This window comes from Mesorhizobium sp. WSM4813, assembly GCF_055811555.1.
In genome coordinates, this window is the sequence record NZ_JBVVQU010000004.1 from 106,785 (window position 1) to 129,020 (window position 22,236).

24 protein-coding genes and 1 pseudogene are annotated in these 22,236 nt (G+C 61.7%); 6 read left to right on the forward strand and 19 right to left on the reverse strand.

Annotated elements, in window-relative coordinates:
* Nucleotides 1-9: 9 nt before the first annotated feature.
* From lipA to AC0L25_RS03460, 13 genes are all read right to left on the reverse strand, one after another.
* A complete protein-coding gene (lipA, locus tag AC0L25_RS03400; RefSeq protein WP_473594208.1) occupies nucleotides 10-975 on the reverse strand; it encodes a lipoyl synthase in 966 nt (321 codons plus the stop codon).
* 133 nt (nucleotides 976-1,108) lie between these two features.
* Nucleotides 1,109-1,366, reverse strand: coding sequence for a GlsB/YeaQ/YmgE family stress response membrane protein (locus AC0L25_RS03405; protein WP_352951474.1), 258 nt, complete (start codon nucleotides 1,364-1,366; stop codon nucleotides 1,109-1,111).
* A gap of 96 nt (nucleotides 1,367-1,462) precedes the next feature.
* A complete protein-coding gene (gene lpdA, locus AC0L25_RS03410; RefSeq protein ID WP_473594209.1) occupies nucleotides 1,463-2,926 on the reverse strand; it encodes a dihydrolipoyl dehydrogenase in 1,464 nt (487 codons plus the stop codon).
* A 217-nt stretch (nucleotides 2,927-3,143) separates the two neighbouring features.
* Nucleotides 3,144-3,782 carry an SGNH/GDSL hydrolase family protein gene (locus AC0L25_RS03415; RefSeq protein ID WP_473594210.1) on the reverse strand — a complete coding sequence of 213 codons (639 nt, stop codon included), beginning with the start codon at nucleotides 3,780-3,782 and terminating at the stop codon, nucleotides 3,144-3,146.
* A 141-nt stretch (nucleotides 3,783-3,923) separates the two neighbouring features.
* Nucleotides 3,924-5,333, reverse strand: coding sequence for a pyruvate dehydrogenase complex dihydrolipoamide acetyltransferase (locus AC0L25_RS03420; RefSeq protein WP_473594211.1), 1,410 nt, complete (start codon nucleotides 5,331-5,333; stop codon nucleotides 3,924-3,926).
* Between the two features lie 18 nt (nucleotides 5,334-5,351).
* Nucleotides 5,352-6,782, reverse strand: a complete 1,431-nt coding sequence (locus AC0L25_RS03425) for a pyruvate dehydrogenase complex E1 component subunit beta (protein ID WP_473594212.1) — start codon at nucleotides 6,780-6,782, stop codon at nucleotides 5,352-5,354.
* Nucleotides 6,783-6,797: 15 nt separating this feature from the next.
* Nucleotides 6,798-7,844: a pyruvate dehydrogenase (acetyl-transferring) E1 component subunit alpha gene (gene pdhA / locus AC0L25_RS03430; RefSeq protein WP_473594213.1), complete on the reverse strand. Its 1,047-nt coding sequence runs from the start codon at nucleotides 7,842-7,844 to the stop codon at nucleotides 6,798-6,800.
* 171 nt (nucleotides 7,845-8,015) lie between these two features.
* Nucleotides 8,016-8,339 (reverse strand): FtsB family cell division protein, encoded by a 324-nt coding sequence (locus tag AC0L25_RS03435; RefSeq protein ID WP_473594214.1) that lies wholly within the window; start codon nucleotides 8,337-8,339, stop codon nucleotides 8,016-8,018.
* Nucleotides 8,340-8,526: 187 nt separating this feature from the next.
* Nucleotides 8,527-9,801, reverse strand: coding sequence for a phosphopyruvate hydratase (eno, locus tag AC0L25_RS03440; RefSeq protein WP_473594215.1), 1,275 nt, complete (start codon nucleotides 9,799-9,801; stop codon nucleotides 8,527-8,529).
* 405 nt (nucleotides 9,802-10,206) lie between these two features.
* Nucleotides 10,207-10,572, reverse strand: a complete 366-nt coding sequence (locus tag AC0L25_RS03445; RefSeq protein ID WP_473594216.1) for a PRC-barrel domain-containing protein — start codon at nucleotides 10,570-10,572, stop codon at nucleotides 10,207-10,209.
* An 83-nt stretch (nucleotides 10,573-10,655) separates the two neighbouring features.
* Entirely contained in the window at nucleotides 10,656-10,859 is a 204-nt protein-coding gene (locus AC0L25_RS03450) for a dodecin family protein (RefSeq protein WP_352951465.1), read from the reverse strand.
* 102 nt (nucleotides 10,860-10,961) lie between these two features.
* Nucleotides 10,962-11,792 carry a 3-deoxy-8-phosphooctulonate synthase gene (gene kdsA / locus AC0L25_RS03455; RefSeq protein WP_473594217.1) on the reverse strand — a complete coding sequence of 277 codons (831 nt, stop codon included), beginning with the start codon at nucleotides 11,790-11,792 and terminating at the stop codon, nucleotides 10,962-10,964.
* The gene (locus AC0L25_RS03460; RefSeq protein WP_473594218.1) at nucleotides 11,789-12,697 is read right to left on the reverse strand and encodes a VOC family protein; all 909 of its coding nucleotides are present in this window, start codon (nucleotides 12,695-12,697) and stop codon (nucleotides 11,789-11,791) included. The genes kdsA and AC0L25_RS03460 overlap by 4 nt, the downstream gene beginning before the upstream one ends.
* A gap of 128 nt (nucleotides 12,698-12,825) precedes the next feature.
* On the opposite strand from AC0L25_RS03460, the gene AC0L25_RS03465 reads away from it, so the two are divergent.
* Nucleotides 12,826-12,951: a hypothetical protein gene (locus AC0L25_RS03465; protein ID WP_281034054.1), complete on the forward strand. Its 126-nt coding sequence runs from the start codon at nucleotides 12,826-12,828 to the stop codon at nucleotides 12,949-12,951.
* A 28-nt stretch (nucleotides 12,952-12,979) separates the two neighbouring features.
* On the opposite strand, the gene AC0L25_RS03470 is transcribed toward AC0L25_RS03465, so the two are convergent.
* Together AC0L25_RS03470 and AC0L25_RS03475 are read right to left on the reverse strand one after the other, a co-directional pair.
* Nucleotides 12,980-13,270, reverse strand: coding sequence for a Dabb family protein (locus tag AC0L25_RS03470; protein WP_473594219.1), 291 nt, complete (start codon nucleotides 13,268-13,270; stop codon nucleotides 12,980-12,982).
* Nucleotides 13,271-13,375: 105 nt separating this feature from the next.
* Complete coding sequence (locus AC0L25_RS03475) at nucleotides 13,376-13,510, reverse strand: hypothetical protein (RefSeq protein ID WP_473594220.1); 135 nt, start codon at nucleotides 13,508-13,510, stop codon at nucleotides 13,376-13,378.
* A gap of 148 nt (nucleotides 13,511-13,658) precedes the next feature.
* Between AC0L25_RS03475 and AC0L25_RS03480 the strand changes: the two are divergent.
* Nucleotides 13,659-13,927 (forward strand): annotated as a pseudogene (locus AC0L25_RS03480) (class I SAM-dependent methyltransferase); the annotation flags it as partial.
* A 120-nt stretch (nucleotides 13,928-14,047) separates the two neighbouring features.
* Nucleotides 14,048-15,040 (forward strand): glycerophosphodiester phosphodiesterase family protein, encoded by a 993-nt coding sequence (locus AC0L25_RS03485; RefSeq protein WP_473594256.1) that lies wholly within the window; start codon nucleotides 14,048-14,050, stop codon nucleotides 15,038-15,040.
* Between the two features lie 96 nt (nucleotides 15,041-15,136).
* Here the strand turns inward: AC0L25_RS03485 and AC0L25_RS03490 are convergent, their stop codons facing one another.
* Entirely contained in the window at nucleotides 15,137-16,402 is a 1,266-nt protein-coding gene (locus tag AC0L25_RS03490; RefSeq protein WP_473594221.1) for an NAD(P)/FAD-dependent oxidoreductase, read from the reverse strand.
* Between the two features lie 246 nt (nucleotides 16,403-16,648).
* Here AC0L25_RS03490 and AC0L25_RS03495 point away from each other — a divergent pair, with 246 nt between their 5' ends.
* Nucleotides 16,649-17,251, forward strand: a complete 603-nt coding sequence (locus AC0L25_RS03495; protein WP_473594257.1) for a 5-formyltetrahydrofolate cyclo-ligase — start codon at nucleotides 16,649-16,651, stop codon at nucleotides 17,249-17,251.
* On the opposite strand, the gene AC0L25_RS03500 is transcribed toward AC0L25_RS03495, so the two are convergent.
* Nucleotides 17,248-17,721, reverse strand: coding sequence for an Lrp/AsnC family transcriptional regulator (locus AC0L25_RS03500; protein ID WP_023675099.1), 474 nt, complete (start codon nucleotides 17,719-17,721; stop codon nucleotides 17,248-17,250). The genes AC0L25_RS03495 and AC0L25_RS03500 overlap by 4 nt on opposite strands.
* 159 nt (nucleotides 17,722-17,880) lie before the next feature.
* Here AC0L25_RS03500 and ald point away from each other — a divergent pair, with 159 nt between their 5' ends.
* Both ald and AC0L25_RS03510 read left to right on the forward strand, forming a co-directional pair.
* Nucleotides 17,881-18,996: an alanine dehydrogenase gene (gene ald / locus AC0L25_RS03505; RefSeq protein ID WP_473594222.1), complete on the forward strand. Its 1,116-nt coding sequence runs from the start codon at nucleotides 17,881-17,883 to the stop codon at nucleotides 18,994-18,996.
* Nucleotides 18,997-19,197: 201 nt separating this feature from the next.
* Nucleotides 19,198-20,499 carry an outer membrane protein gene (locus AC0L25_RS03510; protein ID WP_473594223.1) on the forward strand — a complete coding sequence of 434 codons (1,302 nt, stop codon included), beginning with the start codon at nucleotides 19,198-19,200 and terminating at the stop codon, nucleotides 20,497-20,499.
* Between the two features lie 239 nt (nucleotides 20,500-20,738).
* Here the strand turns inward: AC0L25_RS03510 and AC0L25_RS03515 are convergent, their stop codons facing one another.
* Together AC0L25_RS03515 and dapB are read right to left on the reverse strand one after the other, a co-directional pair.
* Complete coding sequence (locus tag AC0L25_RS03515) at nucleotides 20,739-21,206, reverse strand: DUF1203 domain-containing protein (protein WP_473594224.1); 468 nt, start codon at nucleotides 21,204-21,206, stop codon at nucleotides 20,739-20,741.
* Nucleotides 21,207-21,283: 77 nt separating this feature from the next.
* Nucleotides 21,284-22,090: a 4-hydroxy-tetrahydrodipicolinate reductase gene (gene dapB / locus AC0L25_RS03520; RefSeq protein WP_473594225.1), complete on the reverse strand. Its 807-nt coding sequence runs from the start codon at nucleotides 22,088-22,090 to the stop codon at nucleotides 21,284-21,286.
* Nucleotides 22,091-22,236 lie beyond the last annotated feature (146 nt).

The following is a 22,236-nucleotide window of genomic DNA, read 5'->3' on the forward strand; positions in this document are numbered from 1 at the left end:
ACCAGTGTGTTAGGCGGGCTTCCTGAGAAACGCTTCCCGTGCCGCGCGCAGCTTGGCGAAATCGTCGCCGGCGTGATGCGACGAACGCGTCAGCGGGCTCGATGCCACCAGCAGGAAGCCCTTGGTCTTGCCGATCGTCTCGAAGGACTTGAATTCCTCCGGCGTGACGAAACGGATCACAGGGTGGTGTTTCTTCGAAGGCTGCAGATATTGGCCGATGGTCATGAAGTCGACATTGGCCGACCGCAGATCGTCCATCAACTGAAGGATTTCGTTCCGCTCCTCGCCCAGGCCAACCATGATGCCGGATTTGGTGAAGATCGACGGATCGAGTTCCTTGACCCGCTGCAGGAGCCTGATCGAATGAAAATAGCGGGCGCCCGGCCGGACTGTCAGATAGTTCGACGGCACGGTCTCCAGATTGTGGTTGAACACGTCCGGCTTCGCCGCCACCACGATCTCCAGCGCGCCTTCCTTGCGCAGGAAGTCCGGCGTTAGGATTTCGATCGTCGTCGAAGGCGTTGCCGCCCTGATGGCGTGGATGACCTCGGCAAAGTGCTGAGCTCCGCCATCGGCGAGATCATCGCGGTCGACCGAGGTGATGACGACATGGGTCAGACCCATTTGCTTGACGGCATGGGCGATGCGCGCCGGTTCATCGGGATCAAGCGCGGTCGGAATGCCAGTGGCGACGTTGCAGAAGGCACAGGCGCGCGTGCAAATCTCACCCATGATCATGAAGGTGGCGTGCTTTTTTTCCCAGCACTCACCGATATTGGGGCAACCGGCCTCTTCGCACACCGTCACCAGTCTGTGCGATTTCACGATTTCGCGCGTCTCGGCATAGCCTTTCGACATCGGTGCCTTGACGCGGATCCAGTCGGGCTTGCGCAGCACATCCTGGTCAGGCTTGTGCGCCTTTTCAGGATGCCTCAGGCGCGGCGCATTGGCGATCGTGTCGAGGACGGTGACCATCAGAAATCCAGTTCATTCGCGATCGCCTTCCGGCGTTCGCTTTCATAAGTCATCTAGGACTTTTTCGCTGCAAAGAAAAAGGCTGCGGCGGCGCATGCCGCCACAGCCGTTTTCGCATGGCAAAAGTTCAGCACTAACGGCGCACCATGCGCCCTACCCAGATCAGCAGGCAGGCGCCGATGAAACCGGTGATCAGATAAGCGATCCAGCCGGTGCCGAAGGCGCCGATGTTGAGCGCCTGCAGGATGGCATTCAGCACGATCGCGCCGACGATGCCCAGAACGATGTTCATCAAGAGGCCCATGTTGCTTTTCATGAACATCTCGGCAAGCCACCCTGCCAGCCCGCCGATGATGATGGCTGCGATCCAGCCCACGCCATTCACGTCCATATGCCCTCTCCTCTGGTGATAAATGCATCCGGAAACGAATTACCTTACAGTTGAGTTCCTTGGCTCTCACCTTTTGAGTCTCACGCGGTCAATTTATCACGCGTTCAGCGCGCGGCCATAGGCGTCGAGCACGCTTTCTTTCATCATCTCCGACAGCGTCGGATGCGGGAAGATCGTGTGCATCAGTTCTTCCTCGGTGGTCTCCAGGTTCATCGCCACGACAAAGCCCTGGATCAGCTCGGTCACTTCGGCGCCGACCATATGCGCGCCGAGCAACTGCCCAGTCTTCTTGTCGAAGATGGTCTTGACGAAACCCTGGTCTTCACCGAGCGCGATGGCTTTGCCATTGGCGGCGAACTGAAAGCGGCCGACGCGGATGTCCTTGCCCTCGGCCTTCGCTTTCGCTTCGGTCAACCCGACGGAGGCGACCTGCGGGTTGCAATAGGTGCAGCCCGGAATCTTCAGCTTGTCAGTGGCATGCACGCCGGGGAAATTGGCGATCTTCTCCACGCACACCACGCCTTCATGTTCGGCCTTGTGGGCGAGCATAGGGGGGCCGGCAACGTCGCCGATGGCATAGATGCCGGGCACATTGGTGTTGCCGTAGCCGTCGACGACGACGCAGCCGCGTTCGGTCTTCACGCCGAGCGTTTCGAGGCCGAGGTTCTCGATATTGCCCTGCACGCCGACGGCCGAGATCATCCGGTCGGCGGTGATCTTCTCAACCTTGCCGTCCTTCATCTCGACATGCGCGGTGACCGAGTTCGCACCCTTTTCGACCTTGGTGACCTTGGCCTCGAGGATGATCTTCATGCCTTGCTTTTCGAACTGCTTTTGCGCGAATTTCGAGACCTCGGCGTCCTCGACCGGCATTACCGCCGGCAACAACTCGACCACCGTCACCTCCGCGCCCATGGTGCGGTAGAATGAGGCGAACTCGATGCCGATTGCGCCCGAACCCATCACCAGCAGCGATTTAGGCATCTCCTTCGGCACCATCGCTTCGAAATAGGTCCAGATCAGCTTGCCATCGGGCTCGATGCCGGGCAGCGCACGCGGCCTGGCGCCGGTCGCCAGGATTATGTGCTTGGCGGTATAAGTGCCCTCACCCTTGACGCCCTTGGGCGCCGGCGGCTGCGGCTCCATCGGCTTCTTCGACGATTTCGACACGACGATCTCGCCCGGTTTATCGCCGGAAGCCGCCTTGGAGAGCTTGGCTTCGCCCCAGATGACGTCGACCTTATTCTTTTTCATCAGGAAGGCGACGCCGCCGTTGAGCCGCAGCGAGACCTTTCGCGAGCGGTCGACCACGGCAGCGGTATCGACGCTGACCTTGCCGTCGATCTTCAAGCCGTAGTCCTTCAGATGATCGGAATAGTGCATGATCTCGGCCGAACGCAGCAGCGCCTTGGTCGGGATGCATCCCCAGTTGAGGCAGATGCCGCCGAGATGCTCGCGCTCGACGATCGCTGTCTTGAAGCCGAGCTGGGCGGAACGCACCGCCGTGACATAGCCGCCGGGGCCGGAGCCGATGATGATGACGTCGTAGTTCTCAGCCATTATGTGGTCCTTATTGAAGCGAGGCTTCACCGAAAGAAGGCTTCGGTATCGAAATTGGCTCGTACCTCGGTATTGAAGGCGCGAAAGCTGGCTCGTGCATCAGTATCAAAACGGCGTCTGAGACCCAGAGCCCTAAAAATGCGTAACCTGTAAGAAGCCGACTTCGACGGCCTTGCCATAGCCATCCAAAGGCCAATGATCAGACTTGCGTCGACCATCATGTCGCTAACATGACGCGCACCAGCGGTGCCAGCGCCTCGCCAATGTTGCGCGTATTTTCCGCATCAAGATGGACGCCGTCGAGCGGCGTGGTCTCGGCCACCGTGCCGGCATCGAAAAAGCCGCAGCCGGCCTCGTCGGCAAGGGCGGAATATTGCGGCGCCAGCCGCTTCGAAGCTTCGTCGCCGCCGGCGAACATTTCCTTGAACTCAGCATTGTCGGTACGGCTGACTGCGGGCGGCGCGACGAGCAGGATCTGCGGCGCCGGCCAGTCGAACGGGTAGTCATGGCCACGCACGATCTCGATCAGGCGCTGCATGCCCTGTTTGGCGGCGACCGGATTGCCGTGGATCCACGGCTTCATGTCGTTGGAGCCGAGCATGATGACGATCAGGTCGAGCGGCGCATGTGTCATCAGCACCGTCGGCAGCACTCTGGCGCCGTTACGGTCGGCGGCGGCCAAATGGTCGTCGAAAGCTGTTGTGCGGCCGTTCAAGCCTTCGGCGATGACCTCGATATCGCCTCCCAATGTCGCCTGCAGCACACCCGGCCAGCGGTCCTTGAGCGGGTGGCGATCCAGATTTGCCGCATCGTAGCCCCAGGTCAGCGAGTCGCCGTAGCAAAGGACCGTTTTCATGCGTTTGCCCCCCTCCTGAAATCTGCCCGCGCGCGCCTCACTCGCCAGCGCACCAACAGCCGTTGCACATGATCGTTGCGACGCCGGAAAGGCTGAAGGCAAAAAGGCTGGTGAAGAATTTCCGCACCGCCCTATTCCTTTCTAGACCAGCATGCCCATCGGGTTTTCGATCATGCGCTTGAAGGCGACGAGCAGTTCGGCGCCGAGCGCGCCGTCGACGGCGCGGTGATCGGTCGACAGCGTTACCGACATGATTGTCGCGATCTTGACCTCGCCGTTCTTGACCACCGCGCGCTCCTCGCCGGCGCCGACCGCCAGGATCGTCGCATGCGGGGGGTTGATGACGGCGGCAAAGTCCTTGATGCCGAACATGCCGAGATTGGACACCGCGGTGGTGCCGCCCTGATATTCTTCCGGCTTCAGCTTGCGGCTGCGGGCGCGGCTGGCAAGGTCCTTCATCTCGTTGGAGATAACCGACAGCGTCTTTTCGTCGGCGCGCCGGATGATCGGCGTGATCAGCCCGCCGGGGATCGACACGGCGACACCGACATCGGCATGCTTGTGCTTGACCATGGCGCTCTCGGTCCACGACGCGTTGGCATCCGGCACAGCCATCAGCGCCATTGCCATCGCTTTGATGACCATGTCGTTGACCGATAGCTTGTAGGCCGGCGCCTCACCCTTGTCGGTCTTCTTCACCGGGGCGGCTGCGTTGATCTGCGTGCGCAGCGCCAGAAGCGCGTCAAGCTCGCAGTCGAGCGTCAGGTAGAAATGCGGAATGGTGGTCGTGGCCTCGACCAGCCGACGCGCAATGGTCTTGCGCATGTTGTCATGCGGGACAAGCTCGTAGGAGCCGTCGGCAAACAGTTTCAGCACCTGGTCGTCCGACATTGGCTTGGCTGCGGCCGCGGGAGCCGGAGCGCCGGCGGGTGCCGCTTTCGCGGCCGCTGCCGCCTTGGCGCCGCCGCTGGAAATCGCTGCATCGACATCGGCCTTGACCACGCGGCCATGCGGGCCGGAGCCGGTCACATCAGAGACATCGACACCGGCTTCCCTGGCGATGCGACGGGCAAGCGGCGAGGCGAAGGTGCGGCCGTCCGACCCGCTGATCTCCCCCCTTGTGGGGGAGATGGCCGGAAGGCCAGAGGGGGGCGCCTCGCTCCTTGCGGCTGGCGGGACAGCGCCCCCCTCTGTCGACTTCGTCGACATCTCCCCCACGGGTGGGGAGATTGGCGCCTTATCTTGCTTTGCCTCGGCCTTTGCCGGCGCCGCGCCGTCACCGTTTTTCGGGGCAGCCGCCGCATCCTCGCCTTCGGCCGCGAGCACGGCGATCAGCGCGTTGACCTTGACGCCTTCGGTGCCTGCCGGAACGACCAGCTTGGCCACCGTGCCTTCGTCGACCGCTTCGACTTCCATCGTCGCCTTGTCGGTCTCGATCTCGGCGATCACGTCGCCTGGCGAAACCTTGTCGCCCTCCTTGACCAGCCACTTGGCAAGATTGCCCTCTTCCATCGTGGGCGACAGGGCCGGCATGGTGATGTTGATCGGCATGTTTTCCTCCCGCCCTGCTCAGCGATATGTGACGGCTTTGACTGCCTCGACGACCTCGCCGACATTGGGCAGCGCCAGCTTTTCAAGGTTCGCCGCATAGGGCATTGGCACGTCCTTGCCGGCAATGGTGATGACCGGCGCGTCGAGGAAATCGAAGGCGCGCTGCGACACCTGGTTGGCGATATGGTCGCCGACCGAGCTCTGCGGAAACCCTTCTTCCACCACCACCAGCCGGTTGGTCTTCCTGACCGAGGCGATGATGGTGTCGAAATCGAGCGGACGAATGGTCCTGAGGTCGATGACCTCGGCATCGATGCCCATGCCGCGCAATTCGGCCTCGGCCTTCACCGTGTAGGTCATGCCGATACCGAAGGAGACGATGGTGACATCCTTGCCTGACTTGTGGATGCGCGCCTTGCCGATCGGCAGCACGAAATCGTCCATCTTCGGCACGTCGAAGGACTGGCCGTAAAGGATCTCGTTCTCGAGGAAGATGACCGGGTTCGCGTCGCGGATCGCGGCCTTCAGCAACCCCTTGGCGTCGGCGGCGGTGTAAGGCATCACCACTTTCAGGCCGGGAATGTGGCTGTACCAGGCGGCATAGCACTGCGAATGCTGGGCGGCGACACGGGCGGCCGCGCCGTTCGGCCCGCGAAAGACGATAGGCGCGCCCATCTGGCCGCCGGACATATAAAGGGTCTTGGCAGCTGAGTTGATGATCTGGTCGATCGCCTGCATGGCGAAGTTGAAGGTCATGAACTCGACGATCGGTCTCAGGCCGGCCATCGCCGCGCCAACGCCGACGCCGGCAAAACCGTGTTCGGTGATGGGCGTATCGACGACGCGCCGCGCCCCGAATTCCTGCAGCAGCCCTTGCGTGATCTTGTAGGCGCCCTGGTACTCGGCGACCTCCTCGCCCATCACGAAGACGTCGCCGTCTCGACGCATCTCCTCGGCCATCGCGTCACGAAGTGCCTCGCGCACCGTGGTCGAGACCATTTCCGTGCCGGCCGGGATGTCGGGATCGGCGGCTGCCTTCGTGGCGGGGGCAGCGGGAACGGACGCCTTCGGCGCCTCGCCGGCATCCTGCGGCGCGGCCTTCGAGCCTTCCTCGGCTGCGTCGGTGCGCTGCCCGCCGTCTGAAACGGAATCCTGGGTAGAAGCCGGTGCAGCCTTGGTCTCCTTGCCGATATCGGCGGCGCTCTCGCCGTCCTGCAGCAGCACCGCGATCGGCGTGTTGACCTTCACGCCTTCGGTGCCCTCGGCAACCAGGATCTTGCCGAGCGTGCCTTCGTCGACGGCCTCGACTTCCATCGTGGCCTTGTCGGTCTCGATCTCGGCGATAACGTCACCGGCGGCGACCTTGTCGCCCTCGTTCTTCAACCATTTGGAAACATTGCCCTCTTCCATGGTCGGCGAGAGAGCGGGCATGAGAATTTCGATCGGCATGTCCTTGCCCTCTCGTTACAATACGATGTCGGTCCAGAGCTCGGACGGATCCGGCTCTGCGTCGTTCTGGGCAAATTCGGCGGCGTCGGCGACAATGTCGCGGACCTCCTTGTCGACGGCCTTGAGCTCGTCCTCATCAGCCCACTTCTTGTCGAGCAGGCGCGCCTTGACCTGCTCGATCGGGTCACGCTCTGAGCGCATCTTCTGCACTTCTTCCTTGGAGCGGTACTTTGCCGGATCGGACATCGAGTGGCCGCGATAGCGGTAGGTCTGCATTTCGAGAATCAGCGGCCCCTTGCCGGCGCGGCACCATTCGGTTGCGAGATCGCCGGCTGCCTTGACCGCGCGGACGTCCATGCCATCGACCTGGATACCGGGGATCTTGAAGGAGGCGCCGCGCTGCGAAAAATCCGTCTCGGCCGACGAACGCGATACCGAGGTGCCCATGGCATAGCGGTTGTTCTCGATGATGTAGATCACCGGCAGCTTCCACAGCGAGGCCATGTTGAAGCTTTCATAGACCTGGCCCTGATTGGCGGCGCCGTCGCCAAAATAGGTCAGCGTCACATTGTTGTTGCCGCGATAGCGGTTGGCGAAGGCGAGACCGGTGCCGAGCGAAACCTGCGCCCCGACAATGCCGTGGCCGCCGTAAAAATGCTTCTCCTTGGAGAACATGTGCATGGAGCCGCCCTTGCCCCTGGACAAGCCGCCGCGGCGCCCCGTCAACTCGGCCATGACGCCGCGCGGCGACAGTTCCATCGCCAGCATGTGACCATGGTCGCGGTAGGCGGTGATCATCTGGTCGCCATCGATCAGCGCCATCTTCATGCCGGTGACAACTGCTTCCTGGCCGATATAGAGATGGCAGAAGCCGCCGATGAAGCCCATGCCGTATAGCTGGCCGGCCTTTTCCTCGAAGCGGCGGATAAGCAGCATGCGCCGATAGGCGTCAAGCTCCTCGTCTTTGGTGAAGTCGACAGGTTTGGGGGCCGAAAGCCCCGCCGATTTGCCGTCGGATCTGGATTTTGATTTGGCAGGCGCTTTTCTGGCGGCGGTGGCCATGCATCACTCCCTGTTGGCGTCTCTTGCGGACACTGAGGGAGATCAGTTCTCCCCACCGATTTGGAGAGGCTAACACGCGGGAAAGCGTTTCGCCATGCTGAAAAATGCATGGCTGACATGCATCTAAGCGATTAAAATCATTGAAAATATCGTCGATTAACTTGAATTTAGTTATCTTGCCATAGCTGGCAACATGATGGTGATTTCGTCGGCATGGGACATATTGAGCGCCTTGCGCGCCCGTTCGTCGAGCATGTCCTTCTCCAGCGTGCCCTGATGCATCAGCTGAACGCGCCGCTGCAGGTCGACCCGGCGCGCCTTGACGGCATCGAGCTTACTTTGCAGACCGACGGCCTCGGCTTCCAACCGATACTTGGAATAGATGCCAAATTCACCATGATAGGCGTGGAAACCGAAATAGGCCAGGAATGCTACGCAGAGCGAGGGAATGATCAGCCGTCCGGTGTTTCTCTGCTTGTGCTGACGTGTCCACATGATCCAAATCCCTTAGGGCGCCCCGCGTCCTCCTGGACGCGCAAAGGACGCTCTAACACTCTGCGACCTGGCCCTTTCTCGCCCGATTGTGCTTAATGGACGGTTACGGATGACCGGATTTGGCGGTGTTGAAACAAAAAGGGCGAGGAATGCCCCCGCCCTTTTCATTCCGGATATTTCTGTGGGCTCAGCCTTTCACGATCGACTTGCCGGCGTAGAGCGCCTGCTTGCCGAGCTCTTCCTCAATGCGGATGAGCTGGTTGTACTTGGCCATGCGATCCGAGCGCGACAATGACCCTGTCTTGATCTGCCCGCAATTGGTGGCGACGGCGAGATCGGCGATGGTCGAATCTTCGGTTTCGCCCGAGCGATGCGACATGACAGCAGTGTAGCCGGCTTTGTGCGCCGTCTCGACGGCGTCGAGCGTTTCGGTCAAAGAGCCGATCTGGTTGACCTTGACCAGGATAGAATTGGCGACGCCCATGTGGATGCCGTCGCGCAGCCGCGCCGTATTGGTGACGAACAGATCGTCGCCGACCAGCTGGGTTTTCTTGCCGATGAGGTCGGTCAGCGTTTTCCAGCCGTCCCAATCGTCCTCGGCCAACCCATCCTCGATCGTGATGATCGGATAATCCGCCGCAAGCTTGGCCAGATATTTGGCCTGGGTCTTCGGATCGCGGGTCTTCTTCTCGCCTTCATAGACGTAGTTGCCGTCCTTGAAGAATTCGGTCGCGGCGCAATCGAGGCCGAGCGCAACCTCTTCGCCCGGCTTGAAGCCAGCCTTCTCGATCGATTCCATGATGAAATCGAGCGCGGCGGGCGCGCTTTTCAAGTTAGGGGCGAAGCCGCCCTCGTCGCCGACATTGGTGTTGTGGCCGGCGTCCTTCAGCCGCTTCCTCAACGTATGGAAGATTTCCGAGCCCCAGCGCACCCCGTCACGCAGCGTCGGCGCACCGATCGGCAGGATCATGAATTCCTGGAAGTCGATAGGGTTGTCGGCATGGGCGCCACCGTTGATGATGTTCATCATCGGCACCGGGAGCACATGCGCCTTGGTGCCACCGACATAGCGGTAGAGCGGCAGGCCGGCCGCTTCCGCCGCAGCCTTGGCGACAGCCAGCGACACGCCGAGGATGGCGTTGGCACCGAGCCGGCTCTTGTTGGGCGTGCCGTCGAGCTCAATCATCGTCTGGTCGATGTGGATCTGGTTCTCGGCTTCCATACCGCCGATCGCCTCGAACAGCTCGCCATTGACGGCCTCTACCGCCTGCAGAACGCCCTTGCCGAGGTAGCGGGCGCCGCCGTCGCGCAGTTCGACCGCCTCATGCGCGCCGGTCGAGGCGCCGGAGGGCACCGCAGCGCGGCCCATCGAGCCGTCTTCGAGCACGACGTCGACCTCGACGGTCGGGTTTCCGCGGCTGTCCAGGATTTCACGCCCGACAATGTCGATGATGGCAGTCATTGCGATGTCCCCGATTGATCTGACGAAGCGTCGGGCACGTCTTAGCCAAAGTGCTGCAAAACGCAATCGGGGCGTCCGCAAATATTGCCGCCACCTCCGCCACATCGATTCACGAAGCACAAATTGCTGTCATCATAAGTCATGTCAGTCATAAGTCTTGGCGGCATGCGGCTTTCTGGTTTATGCTCGCGCTGCGCGGGGCGAAACAGGAGGAGTTTCGCCATGTCTCAGTTGAGCGGTATTGTGAGTTTGTTCCTGATCGCGGCGGCGTTTTTGACGTCGTGTGACACTCAGCAGCCTCAACAGGGCGCGGTAGAGTTGTCGACCCTTGCGGCGGAGTAGATATCCTGCAAAAAGACCCCCGGTTCACAAACCGGGGGTCTTTTTGATTCCGGCAGAGCAAGGTCAGTGCCAGTAAGGCTCGACCTTGTAGTAGCTGTATGAAGCATCACGCGCCGCCTCGCTGTCGGCGCCCGTCAATTCATCGATCGAATAGGCGGGAGCAGCCTGCAGTTGCTCCTTCGTGAACGGTACGACGTAGCCGCCCTCGTTCTCGTCGTAGTCGAGGCTCGCCCACGGAATGGCGTGGTACTTCTCGCCGATACCGAGAAATCCGCCAAAGCCGATCACGGCAAACATGATGCCATTCGACAGCTTGTCGAGCATGACATCCTCGATGTCGCCGATGTGCGTGCCTTCCGTGTTGTAGACGGATGTGCCGATGACCCGCGAGGCAGCGATGGCTTCAGTGTGTCCTGTCTGGGTTGTCATTTGTGTACTCCTCGTTGTCGTTGACGCTATGCCTGACAATGAGGGGCGCGGATGAAGGTTCCAGACTTTTCGACGCTAATCGATCATTCAGCGAGGATGAAGGTGACCTTCATGTTGACGCGGTAGGCGGAGATCTTGCCGTCCTCGACGACGACCTTCTGGTCCTGGATCCAGGCGCCTTCGACGTTCTTCAATGTCTTTGCGGCGCGGGCAATCCCCTGTTCGATGGCGTCCTGAAAGCTGTTATTCGACGATGATGTGATTTCGGTGACGCGGGCGACGGACATGGCTTCCTCCTCCAAGGCACTCGGTTGCCTGGGCAGCGTACAACCGGCGCCTGTTGATCACAAGTTTCGGGCTCGGAATTAGGGCTGGACCGCTGAACTTGCTCAGCCCTTGGCGACGCGATCGAATGCCATCAGCCTTTCAAGCAGCGCCCGAAGGTCCTTCAGCGGCACCATGTTGGGACCATCGGATGGGGCGTTGTCGGGATCCTGATGCGTCTCGATGAAGACGCCGGCGACGCCGACCGCAACCGCGGCGCGCGCCAGCGTCTCGACGAAGCGCCGATCGCCACCCGTGGAGCCGCCCTGCCCGCCCGGCTGCTGCACGGAATGCGTGGCGTCGAAAATCACCGGTGCGCCGATCTCGGCCATAATCGGCAGGGCGCGCATATCGGACACCAGCGTGTTGTAGCCGAAGGACGCGCCGCGCTCGGTGACCAGCACATTGGCGTTGCCGGAACCGGTGATCTTGGCGACGACGTTCTTCATGTCCCACGGTGCGAGGAACTGGCCCTTCTTCACATTGACGACCTTGCCGGTTCTTGCTGCCGCGATCAGCAGATCGGTCTGGCGGCTGAGGAAAGCCGGAATCTGCAGGATATCGACATGCGGCGTCACAAGCGCGCACTGTTCCTCGGTATGGATATCGGTCAGGATCGGCAGCGAAAATGCCTTGCGCAGATCGTCGAAGACCGGCAGCGCCGCATCGAGCCCGGCGCCGCGCGTGCCGCCAAGCGAGGTGCGGTTGGCCTTGTCGTAACTGGTCTTGTAGACGAGGCCCAGCCCCAGCTTCTCAGTCAGTTCCTTCAGCGCCCCAGCCATGTCGAAGGCGTGCTGGCGCGATTCGAGCTGGCACGGGCCGGCAATCAGCGACAGCGGCGCGGTGTTGCCGAAGACGACATTGCCGACGGTTACGGACGAATTGGGCTTGCTCATGCTATCTCCCGGAAAATGAAGGTCGCACCCTGCCCGGATGCCGGCCGCACGACAATATCATTGCCACGTATGTCATGTTCGACCGAACTGGCTGCCAGCAGCTTTGCGACCATGCCCGAGAAGCGAACGGAAAAGACGATCCCCGCGAAGCGGAGTCCCGATGGCGCGCCGGCAGGTATGCCGAAGCGCGTCTCGAAAGCGACCGGGTCAAACAGGGTCAAGGTTGCGTTCGGCAGGCCAAACGCAGTGCTGCTCTCTTGTCCGGCAGCCGGACTGCGCGTCGCGATCGAAATCAATCGGTGCTGTTTGGATGGCTCGTCGCTGACCGCCACGACTTCGATGATGCCGGTTGCGCCATTGGCATGGATCTGCAACGCGGTGCGGTCTACTTTCGGCGCATTGATCCGCTCGCAGGCGAACAGGAATGCGTCCGTCGCCCCGGTGCCGGAGGCGAAGGCCAGTTTGAACGATGCCGTGTCGCTCTTTCCCGCCGCGTCGGTGAAGGCGCGCGAAAAGCTCAGCATGTCTCCGGCAGACAGGCCGGCTTCGATGTAGCGCGCGTGATCGGCATGCGCATTTTCGGTGCCCAAGACCAGGGCCGAAAATCCCTCATTGCCGCCGCTGTCGCGATAGGCACGATCGCGCGCGACGAAGACGTTGCCGTCGGCGATCGCTTTCGCCGCCGCTTGCTCGTTGCCCACCGCCAGCGGCTCGAGATAGGTGCCGTCCTCAAGGAAGACGCAGCAGTTTTCCGTCCCAAAAGGATGGACGCCGGTCGGCGCCACGACAAAGCCAAGCGAAACCAGCCGCTCCCGCGCCACATCGAGGCTCGCGGTTGGCAGCACCAGATGGTCAAGCGGATAGGGGCCTGGCGGATAAGAGCCTGCTGTCATCGTCTCGGTCATGCCGGCGCGGTGTGCATCATTCCGGAATTTGGTTCAAGAGCCTCACCTGACGCCGAAGGATGGCGTGGCCGCATTACGCGAACTTCCGGAATACTTGCCGCTGCCGGAAACCAACCTACGTGATCCAAATGAGAAAGATCCTGTTCATAACGGCAGCGGTCGTCGCGATGGCTGTTCTCGCCATGCTGGTCTGGGACGCGCCAAAGCGGCCGGGCGCCGACCCGACCGAACCGACCGCCGCTCAGACGGAGTAACGTTGCTCCTGCTTCGGTCACTTTCTCTTCAGGTTGCAGCCACAACATCCGCCGAATATCGCAATTCGCGCAGCGGTTTGACCTGGCTGGTCGTCTCGGCATAGAGCGAATGCGCCTTGTAGGCGGCCAGAGCGGCATCATCCTCGAACTCGGCATAAACGACCACGTCGATCTCGTCCGAAAGCGGGTCGACCTTGGTGTTGAGCGTCACCTCGAAAAGGCGGGAATGGGGGATGTTGCCCAGTGCCAGCAAGCCTGTGCGTACGGCCTCGACATCCTCTTTGTGCCGCGCGCTGAAGAAAACGATATGCCGGATCAACCCCAGCCTCCTCGATCGATGTGCAAGCGTGTTTTGTGTGGGCAAACCGGTCGCGTCAACCGGCAACGATGTCGCGGCGACAACGCGTTGGGCGGAGGAAAGAACCTACACCATACTGGTGACGTAGCGCACGACGCGCGTTATCTCCCTGACCGTTTTGTCGAGATAGCTGCCCTGATTGTAGAGTCCGTCCCAGATCAGGAAAAACGTGACGGCGCAGATGGCGATGACATAACGCATAGCTAAAACTACTGCATCTGGGTGGCTGCAACCATAGTGATTCCGGCGTTGAGCAGCGCCCTCCCCCAAAATCTATCCATTGATCCGTGTTCGCTTGCCTTGGCTCTTGAAGTTCCCTGCGATGAGGTGAAAGATTGCTGCGGGGATTCATCGCGCCCGGCCGGATTTCATCTAGCGTTACGTCTTCCCGGGCGGCATGCTGCCGATCCTGAAAACGCTCGGCAAAAGACCATGGCCTTTCTCACCTGCGCGAGCGCGTTTCCCGGACGACTCGCTCGCCGAATGGCGCCACCGCTTCTGGGCGTCATGGGAAAAGATCGTCCCGCTCGATTTCGACGACCGCTTCAAGAAGCTCTGGAGTTTTACCTGCACTATTGCGAAGCCGGCTTCCGCGCCAGCTACATCGATGTCCGCTAGGTGGTTTGTAGGGCTTAGGCCGGCGACGTCATCGCCCTGATTTGGGCCATCGCATCATTGGGCGATTGCCGTGAAAAAGTCCGATCTCGACGCAAGATGCGGCGCAAGAATCGGAATCACATCATGCGCAAACGGACAATCCTCCTCATTGCCATTGTTGTCGCTGTGGGCGGCATTTGGCTCAACAACAGCTCGCTGCTGTCAAGCCGTCCAGCCGGCACCCCGGCCGTGCTTGCGCATCGCGGCTTGGCACAGGATTTCGACCGCAAGGATCTCGGCTCCGACACCTGCACGGCCGAACGCATGCTGCCGCCACGCCATCCTTTCCTTGAAAATACGATTCCCTCGATGGAAGCCGCCTTCGCGCTTGGCGCGGACGCGCTCGAACTCGACGTCCACCCGACCAAGGACGGCAAGTTCGCGGTCTTCCACGACTGGACGCTTGACTGCCGCACCGAAGGCAAGGGAGAAACGCGCGCCCATGCCATGTCCGAGTTGAGGACGCTCGATGTGGGCTATGGCTACACGGCGGATGGCGGCAAGACCTTCCCGTTTCGCGGCAAGGGGATCGGCATGATGCCGTCGCTGGACGAGGTGCTGCAGCGCTTCCCGAACCGCCGTTTCAACATCAACATCAAGAGCAACGACCAGGCGGAAGGCAAGGCATTGGCCGCCTGGCTCGCCACGCTGGCGCCAGCCGAGCGTGCCAGCCTGACGGTCTACGGCGGCGACAAGCCAGTCGCGGCGGTCAAGGCGGCGCTGCCGGACATGCATACGCTGAGCCGCGCGTCGCTGACCCGATGCATCATGCGCTATGCAGCGCTCGGCTGGAGCGGCTACGTTCCGGAGGCGTGCCGGCGAGACACCCTGCTCATCCCGATCAACGTCGCCCAATGGCTATGGGGCTGGCCAGACCGTTTTCTGGACCGGATGGATAGCGTCGACACCCGCATCTACCTGCTCGGCCCCTATGCCGGCGGCGGCTTTTCGCAAGGGCTCGACGATCCCGAACTAATCGACCAGTTGCCTGACGGCTATTCCGGCGGCATTTCCACGGATGCGCTGGACGTTGTCATGCCCGTGATCAAGCGACGTTTTGGCCCGCCTGCGTGAAGGCGACGGATACCACGCTGCGGTTTCGAATCGACGCGCAAAACCTCGCTTTCGCAAAAGCGCGCTTTCAAAGCGTGATGCGGTACTTGGCAAACGTCAGCTCCTGTCGTCGTCGCCTTGGGTGATCAGCCGCGCGCTGCGCTGACCTGTCGCGTAAATCCATAACCAGCTCAGCGAAACCGCGAGCCGGTTACGGAAGCCGATCAGGAAATAGATGTGCGCCAGACCCCACAGCCACCAGGCCAGCCGGCCGGTGAGCTTGATCCAGCCGAAATCGATCGCGGCGGCGCGCTTGCCGATCGTCGCCAGATCGCCGTCATGCTTGTAGCGGAAAGGCCGCGGGGTCATGTCGCCGGCAAGCCGGGCCTTGATCGTCGCGGCGACAAGCCGGCCCTGCTGCTTGGCGGCGGGTGCTACGCCGGGCACCATGCGGCCATCTGGGCGCAGGACGTGTGCAGCGTCCCCGACGACGAAAATCTCCGGGCTGCCCGGCACGGTGAGGTCGGGCTCGACCAGCACCCTGCCCGCACGGTCCGCTGCCGCCCCCAGCCATTCGGCAGCCGGCGAGGCGGCGACGCCTGCTGCCCACAGGATAGTCCTGGCCGGCAGCTGCGTGTCGCCGAAGATGACACCCTCGGCGTCGCAGCGTGTAACGGGCCGACCGAGTTCGACCGTCACCCCGAGCCGCTCGAGCGCCTTGCTGGCATAGTCGGAGAGTTCTGGCGCGAAATTGGGAAGGATGCGGTCACCGGCCTCGATCAGCACCACGCGCGTCTGCCGCGTATCGATGCTGCGGAACTCGCCGCGCAGCATGTCGTGCGCCAGTTCAACAATGGTGCCAGCCAGTTCCACGCCGGTCGGTCCGCCACCAACGATCGCCAGCGTCAGCAGCGCTTGGCGCTTGGCGGGATCGGTTTCCCGCTCGGCCTGCTCGAAGGCCAGCAGAATGCGCCGTCGAATGGTGGTGGCATCCTCCAGCGTCTTCAACCCTGGGGCGAAAGGCTCCCATTCGTCATGGCCGAAATAGGCGTGGCGGGCGCCGGTGGCCAGCAGCAGCGTGTCGTAGGCGACCGCGCCGCCATCATCGAACAGCACGCGCTTGCCGACGCGGTCGACGCCGCTGACGGTGGCGAGCAGCGTCGTCACGTCCTTGCGCTTGCGCAGGAGATGGCGGATCGGCCAGGCGATTTCCGAGGTCGCCAGCGCCGTGGTCGCCACCTGGTAGAGCAGCGGCTGGAAGAGATGGTGGTTGCGCTTGTCGATCATGGTGATGCGCACCGGCGCACCGTCAAGCGCGCGGGTGAATTCGAGCCCTCCAAAGCCCGCCCCGACGACGACGACATGATGCCTGGAATCGTTCATCTCATTCACTCCGGGAGAACAGGTTGGCCGGGAGAGCAGGCTGGAGAGCAATTTAGCCAAATTTGATGTAGGGACTTTTGTGCACTGCAACAACATCCGACTGCCGACTACCCGCCCTAAGATGTCGCGAATGTACATGCCCTATCCTGCCGCCGAGTATAATTTCATTGAAACTGACGACAGGAGTGGAACTTGGGTAGTGATCATGACGACGGTCCGGGGCAATATTCCTCGCCGCCTTGCTTCATGCATGAGCTCGACCCGGAATTCCGGACGCCCCTATCCGATTGGACCGACGTGAAGCGATGGCGCAAGGCCGAGCGCGAGCGGCTGATTGCGGCGCGCCTCGCTATCTCGGCCGACGCTCGGACGGCAATGTCGCAGCGCATCGGCGAAAGTCTCGACGCGGTGATCGGCGACATCGCCGGCCGGATGGTCAGCCTCTACTGGCCGTTCCGCGGCGAGCCGGATTTGCGGCCCTGGATGGCTTCCGTCAATGAGCGCGGCGGCCGTACGGCACTGCCTGTTGTCGTCGAAAAAGGCCGCCCGCTTGTCTTTCGCGCCTACGCACCGGGCGACCGGCTTGAGAAGGGCGTCTGGAATATCCCGATCCCGGCTGAAGGCGATCCGGTGCTGCCCGACATCGTCATCTCACCGATCGTCGGCATCGATCCGGGACAATACCGGCTGGGTTATGGCGGCGGCTTCTTCGACCGCACACTGGCGGCGATGCCGTTCAAGCCGCTGGTCATCGGTGTCGGCTACGAGTTGCAGCGTATCGCCACCATATATCCGCAGCCGCACGACATCCCGATGGACCGGGTGGTGACGGAGGCGTTCAAGGCCTAAGCAAGTTCCGGCTTCATCCCCACCGCCGTCCGGTCGACGATCTCGCGCAAGGCGAAGGATGAATTGATCTTCGTGACGTGCGGCATCGCCGACAGCCATTCCTTGTGGATGCGCTCATAGTCGACGAGGTCCTTTGCCGCGATGCGCAGAATATAATCGTATTCGCCCGACATCAGGTGACAGGACAGGACATTCGGGCAGCGCTTTATCGCCGCCTCGAAATCCGACAGCGTCTTCTCGAATTGCCCCGACAGCGATATATGCACGATCGCCGTCATCTGGTGGCCAAGAGCGGCATTGGAAAGCCGGGCGTGGTAGCCTCGGATGGTTCCGGATTTCTCCAGATTATCCAGCCGTCGCGAACAGGCCGACTGCGACAGGCCCACCTTCTCGGCAAGCGCCGCATTGGGTATCCGTCCATCCTTCTGCAATGTTTCGAGAATGGCGATATCGATCCTGTCGAGCGGCATTTTTCGGGATTCCTGCGACAATCCAGCCATTTTCCGCAACGATTATCGAACCGTACTCTTCTGCGCAAGCGCATTCGCAAACACTTACGGGACGATTCGTGGTTCACTATCTCTAAACAGGGAACGTGCCTCAAGGGGCCGGATCAGGAGAAGAAGAAGATGCGCGTCGGCTGCCCACGGGAAATCAAGAACCACGAATACCGCGTCGGCCTGACGCCGGGCTCGGTCCGCGAATATGTCGCGCATGGTCACGAAGTGCTGATCGAGACCGGCGCCGGCGCCGGCATCGGCGCCGACGACAACGCCTATCGCGCAGCCGGCGCCACCATCGCCAAGACGGCCGCCGACGTGTTTGCCAAGTCCGACATGATCATCAAGGTCAAGGAGCCGCAGCCCGGCGAATGGGTTCAGCTCCGTGACGGCCAGATCCTCTACACCTATCTCCATCTAGCTCCGGACCCGGAGCAGACCAAGGGCCTGCTGGCCTCGGGTGTGACGGCCATCGCGTACGAGACGGTCACCGACGACCGTGGCGGCCTGCCGCTGCTGGCGCCGATGTCGGAAGTCGCCGGCCGCCTGTCGATCCAGGCCGGCGCCACCGCGCTGCAGAAGGCCAATGGCGGCCGCGGCGTGCTGCTCGGCGGCGTGCCCGGCGTGCTGCCCGGCAAGGTCACTGTGCTCGGCGGCGGCGTCGTCGGCCTGCATGCCGCCCGGATGGCGGCTGGCCTTGGCGCTGACGTCACTATCATCGACCGCTCGATCCCGCGCCTGCGCCAGCTCGACGATATCTTCGGCGGTCGCGTCCACACCCGCTACTCGACCGTCGAGGCGCTGGAAGAGGAATGTTTTTCGGCCGACATCGTCGTCGGCGCGGTGCTGATTCCGGGTGCTGCCGCGCCGAAACTCGTTTCGCGCGAGATGCTGTCGGGCATGAAGAAAGGCTCGGTGCTTGTCGACGTCGCCATCGACCAAGGCGGCTGCTTCGAGACCTCGCACGCCACAACTCATGCCGCGCCGACCTATGAGGTCGACGGCGTCATTCACTATTGCGTCGCCAATATGCCGGGTGCGGTGCCGGTCACTTCGGCCCACGCCCTCAACAACGCGACGCTGCATTACGGCCTGCAGCTCGCCGACAAAGGCCTGAAGGCGCTGATCGACGATCATCATTTGCGCAACGGCCTGAACGTCCACAAGGGCAAGATCACCAACCGCGCGGTGGCCGAAGCACTCGGCTATGAGTTGGTCGAACCGAAGGCCGTTCTCGCCGCCTGAACCCGCCGCTCATTCCTCTCCAGACAGAGCCGCCGACGCCCTCGGCGGCTCTTTTTTCCACAAGCAAATTTCACGGATTGCGATTGGCTGACCGGCTTTGCCCGTCATGCTTGCAATGTGCCTTTTCTGTGGCTTTTTTGTTACAGCCGCCAACATGGGCAGGTGCTAGACGGGTTGTGGGTTTTTCAAAAGGTAGGGGCAATGACCAGCAAACGATTCGCAAAATCTCTTCTTCTTGGCGCAGTTTCCGTTCTGGCTGTCGGATCGGTTTCTCATGCCGCGGACGCCGTTGTGCCGGTCGTCGAGACGTCGGCCTTCAACTGGAGTGGCATCTATGTCGGCTTTGGCGTTGGCGCCGGCGCCAATGTCCACGAGCTCAGCAGCGATTTCCTTCCCGGCTTCTCGTTGAACGGCATTGGTGGTGAAGGCGTATACGGTGAACTGACCGTTGGGTACGACTATATGGTGTCGCCGCGCTTCCTGATCGGCGGACTTTTGGACGCCCATGCCGGCAACATTGAAACCACGCTCGATGTTGCTGGATTCGATGCTTCGGTCCGCGAGACCTATGGTTTCGACGCTGGTTTGCGGGCTGGTTACCTCTTCACGCCAAACACTTTGGGCTATGTGCTCGGCGGCTATTCCTGGCAGAAATACGAACTCGACACCAACGCTGGTTTCGATCTCGATTGGGATCAGAGCGGCTACTTCGTCGGGGCCGGCGTTGAAACGGCCATCACCAGTAACTGGACCATCAAGTCAGAATATCGCTATACCCGCTTCAGCACTAATGATGATCTGCTTTCGGATTTCGGTGTGCCGGATGGTGCCCTCAATCTCGACGAATCGCGGCATACGTTCCAGGTTGCGGCCAACTATCGCTTTGGCGCCCAGAATGGCGGCGTCGCTTCTTTTGAAGCGCCTGCCTACAACTGGACCGGCTTCTATGTCGGCGGCGCCGCCGGCGCGGGTGCGTCGGTGCATCAGATCGAGGTTCCGCCGCTTGGCGGGCTCGAGTTCAACGGGCTCGGCGGCGAAGGCGTGTTCGGCGAATTGAACGTCGGCTACGACCATGATTTCGGCAGCTGGGTCGCAGGCGTCATGGTGGATGCCCGCTACTCCGGCATGACTTCGGAACTTGAGGTCCCGGGCGGGTCAATCAATCTGGATACTGATTACGGATTCGATGTGCTTGGCCGTGTCGGTATGAAAGTCAACGAATCAACCCTCGCCTACGTGCTCGGTGGTTACAGCTGGCAGCACTTCGATCTGAACGCGTCTTCACCCATCGGCGATATCCTCGATTGGGACTCCAGCGGCTTCTCGGTGGGTGGTGGTCTGGAAACGGCCATGTCCAGCAACGTGACCGTTGGCCTCGAGTACCGTTATTCGCAGTTCTCCGAGAAGGATTTTTCGTCGGACCTTGGGCTGCCGGACGACACTCTCACCTCCACGCCTTCGTTCCATACCGTCCGCATCGACGCGAAGTACAAGTTCAACTAAAACCGTCCAGACAACAGTCAAAGCCCGCCGGTCATTCCGGCGGGCTTTTTCTTTGGGCGGAAGAAATGCGGGGCGAACAGGGCGGGCAACAAAAAAGCGGAGCCAAAGCCCCGCTTCCTCTGATGTCGAGACTTCCCGCCGGTTCATCCGCGGTCGGCAAAATCGATCGACAATCATTCCGTAACGCGACAATGCGACAGGCGTACGACAGCTGCGATCGATGAATACCGCCCGGATTGTCACGCGCGCTCGATACGGCACTGGTAGCAATTGTTGCGCGCCGAGCGGACATGCACATAGGCGATCTCGTCGCGCTCGAACAAGGTTTCGGCCCGCGCCGCGATGGCGCCCGTCGGGATGACGCCGCCGCTGCCATAGACGATGCGGTCGTCCCTGCCGTAGCCGCGCACGATGTAGTCGGCGCTTTCGAGCATTTCTGGAATCGCCTCGGCTTCGGCAGCGCGCTCGCAGCCCTCGGCATGCAGAAAGATTGGTCCGGTTTCGGCGTAGGGCTGCAATTCCGGAAATGGCCGGTAGGCCAGGATGAGATAGACGTCGCCGGCGGCCACGTTCTTCAGGCAGTGGCGGCAAGGCACGCCGTCACCGTCGGATATTTTCCGCTCTGGTATCAGGCCATAAGCATCCGGCGCGCCGCGCTGCAAGGCTCTCACATCTTCGGTGGGCAAGGCTTTGAACTGGATGCTCATGCGAAATCTCCGGTGTCGTCGACCGAAAATTACGCCGCTGCACCAGCGCCTTCCCACCCGATTCTTGCCAATTTGAATCAGTCCATCAAGGCGTCGAGACCGCGCACCAGTCCTGTGATCTCCTGTACTCGCCTGATAGCGAGCAGTGTGCCGGCCACGTAAGGAGCAGCGGACGAGCCGGCGTCGTGACGAATGGTCAGCCGCTCGTCGGGCAGGCCGAACAGCACCTCGCAGGACAGGATGTAGGAAGGCAGGCGAAGCGCATGCACCTGCACCCCCTCGCCTGTACCAACCGCCGCACCGCGGGTTCCCGGCACACCCGAGACCTCCGAGACCGGCCGCACCGTCGAAGCCTTGCGGACATCAGCCAGCGCTTCGGCAAGCTCGCGCGCGGTGCCAGACGGCGCGTCGGGTTTCTTGGCGCTCGCATAGTCGATCACCTCGACATCCGGCACGTATTTCGCTGCCATCAAGGCAAACCGCTTCATCAGCGTGGCGGTGATCGAAAAATTGCCGGCTGCAATGACGCCGACACGATTGGCGCGTGCTGCAGCGTCGATGTCGCCGAAATCGGTCGCACCCAGGCCCGACGTGCCGATCACAACGTGCCGCCCCTTCTCTATGGCCAGCAGCGCATGGTCTTTCACCACGTGCGGCTTGGTGTAGTCGACCAGCACGTCCGACGGTACCTCCAGCGCCTCGGCCAGCGAGGCGGAAACGGTGATGCCATTGGCCGGCATGCCAACCAGGAGGCCGGAATCCTGCCCCGCGCCGCTGCGTGACACAGCCCCGGCCAGTGCCATGTCGCCTTGCGCCCCGATCGCCGGAACCAGCGCCTTGCCGACCCAGCCGGTCGCACCGGCCATCACCACCCGAATCGTCATCGTTTGATCCTCCATCACCATTGGAGCGCCACGCGTCCTTTTTGGACGCGCAAAGAACGCTTCAATATTTAAGTCTGCGCAGCGTGCTCTCCGAAAATCGATTCCGATTTTCGGGCCGATGCGGTAGGCTTTGACCGACAGCGATA

Bases quoted from the DNA above. Each gene is read 5' to 3' on its own strand.
- AC0L25_RS03515 (WP_473594224.1), bottom strand. From the start codon at position 21,206: ATGAGCATCCAGTTCAAAGCCTTGCCCACCGAAGATGTGAGAGCCTTG.
- AC0L25_RS03405 (WP_352951474.1), bottom strand. From the start codon at position 1,366: ATGGACGTGAATGGCGTGGGCTGGATCGCAGCCATCATCATCGGCGGG.
- AC0L25_RS03445 (WP_473594216.1), bottom strand. From the start codon at position 10,572: ATGACAACCCAGACAGGACACACTGAAGCCATCGCTGCCTCGCGGGTC.
- AC0L25_RS03460 (WP_473594218.1), bottom strand. From the start codon at position 12,697: ATGACCGAGACGATGACAGCAGGCTCTTATCCGCCAGGCCCCTATCCG.
- AC0L25_RS03415 (WP_473594210.1), bottom strand. From the start codon at position 3,782: ATGAAAACGGTCCTTTGCTACGGCGACTCGCTGACCTGGGGCTACGAT.
- AC0L25_RS03465 (WP_281034054.1), top strand. From the start codon at position 12,826: ATGAGAAAGATCCTGTTCATAACGGCAGCGGTCGTCGCGATGGCTGTT.
- AC0L25_RS03425 (WP_473594212.1), bottom strand. From the start codon at position 6,782: ATGCCGATCGAAATTCTCATGCCCGCTCTCTCGCCGACCATGGAAGAG.
- AC0L25_RS03510 (WP_473594223.1), top strand. From the start codon at position 19,198: ATGACCAGCAAACGATTCGCAAAATCTCTTCTTCTTGGCGCAGTTTCC.
- ald (WP_473594222.1), top strand. From the start codon at position 17,881: ATGCGCGTCGGCTGCCCACGGGAAATCAAGAACCACGAATACCGCGTC.
- kdsA (WP_473594217.1), bottom strand. From the start codon at position 11,792: ATGAGCAAGCCCAATTCGTCCGTAACCGTCGGCAATGTCGTCTTCGGC.
- AC0L25_RS03475 (WP_473594220.1), bottom strand. From the start codon at position 13,510: ATGCGTTATGTCATCGCCATCTGCGCCGTCACGTTTTTCCTGATCTGG.
- AC0L25_RS03435 (WP_473594214.1), bottom strand. From the start codon at position 8,339: ATGTGGACACGTCAGCACAAGCAGAGAAACACCGGACGGCTGATCATT.
- pdhA (WP_473594213.1), bottom strand. From the start codon at position 7,844: ATGGCCACCGCCGCCAGAAAAGCGCCTGCCAAATCAAAATCCAGATCC.
- AC0L25_RS03450 (WP_352951465.1), bottom strand. From the start codon at position 10,859: ATGTCCGTCGCCCGCGTCACCGAAATCACATCATCGTCGAATAACAGC.
- AC0L25_RS03490 (WP_473594221.1), bottom strand. From the start codon at position 16,402: ATGAACGATTCCAGGCATCATGTCGTCGTCGTCGGGGCGGGCTTTGGA.
- dapB (WP_473594225.1), bottom strand. From the start codon at position 22,090: ATGACGATTCGGGTGGTGATGGCCGGTGCGACCGGCTGGGTCGGCAAG.
- lipA (WP_473594208.1), bottom strand. From the start codon at position 975: ATGGTCACCGTCCTCGACACGATCGCCAATGCGCCGCGCCTGAGGCAT.
- lpdA (WP_473594209.1), bottom strand. From the start codon at position 2,926: ATGGCTGAGAACTACGACGTCATCATCATCGGCTCCGGCCCCGGCGGC.
- AC0L25_RS03495 (WP_473594257.1), top strand. From the start codon at position 16,649: ATGCATGAGCTCGACCCGGAATTCCGGACGCCCCTATCCGATTGGACC.
- AC0L25_RS03420 (WP_473594211.1), bottom strand. From the start codon at position 5,333: ATGCCGATCAACATCACCATGCCGGCCCTGTCGCCCACGATGGAAGAG.
- eno (WP_473594215.1), bottom strand. From the start codon at position 9,801: ATGACTGCCATCATCGACATTGTCGGGCGTGAAATCCTGGACAGCCGC.
- AC0L25_RS03500 (WP_023675099.1), bottom strand. From the start codon at position 17,721: ATGCCGCTCGACAGGATCGATATCGCCATTCTCGAAACATTGCAGAAG.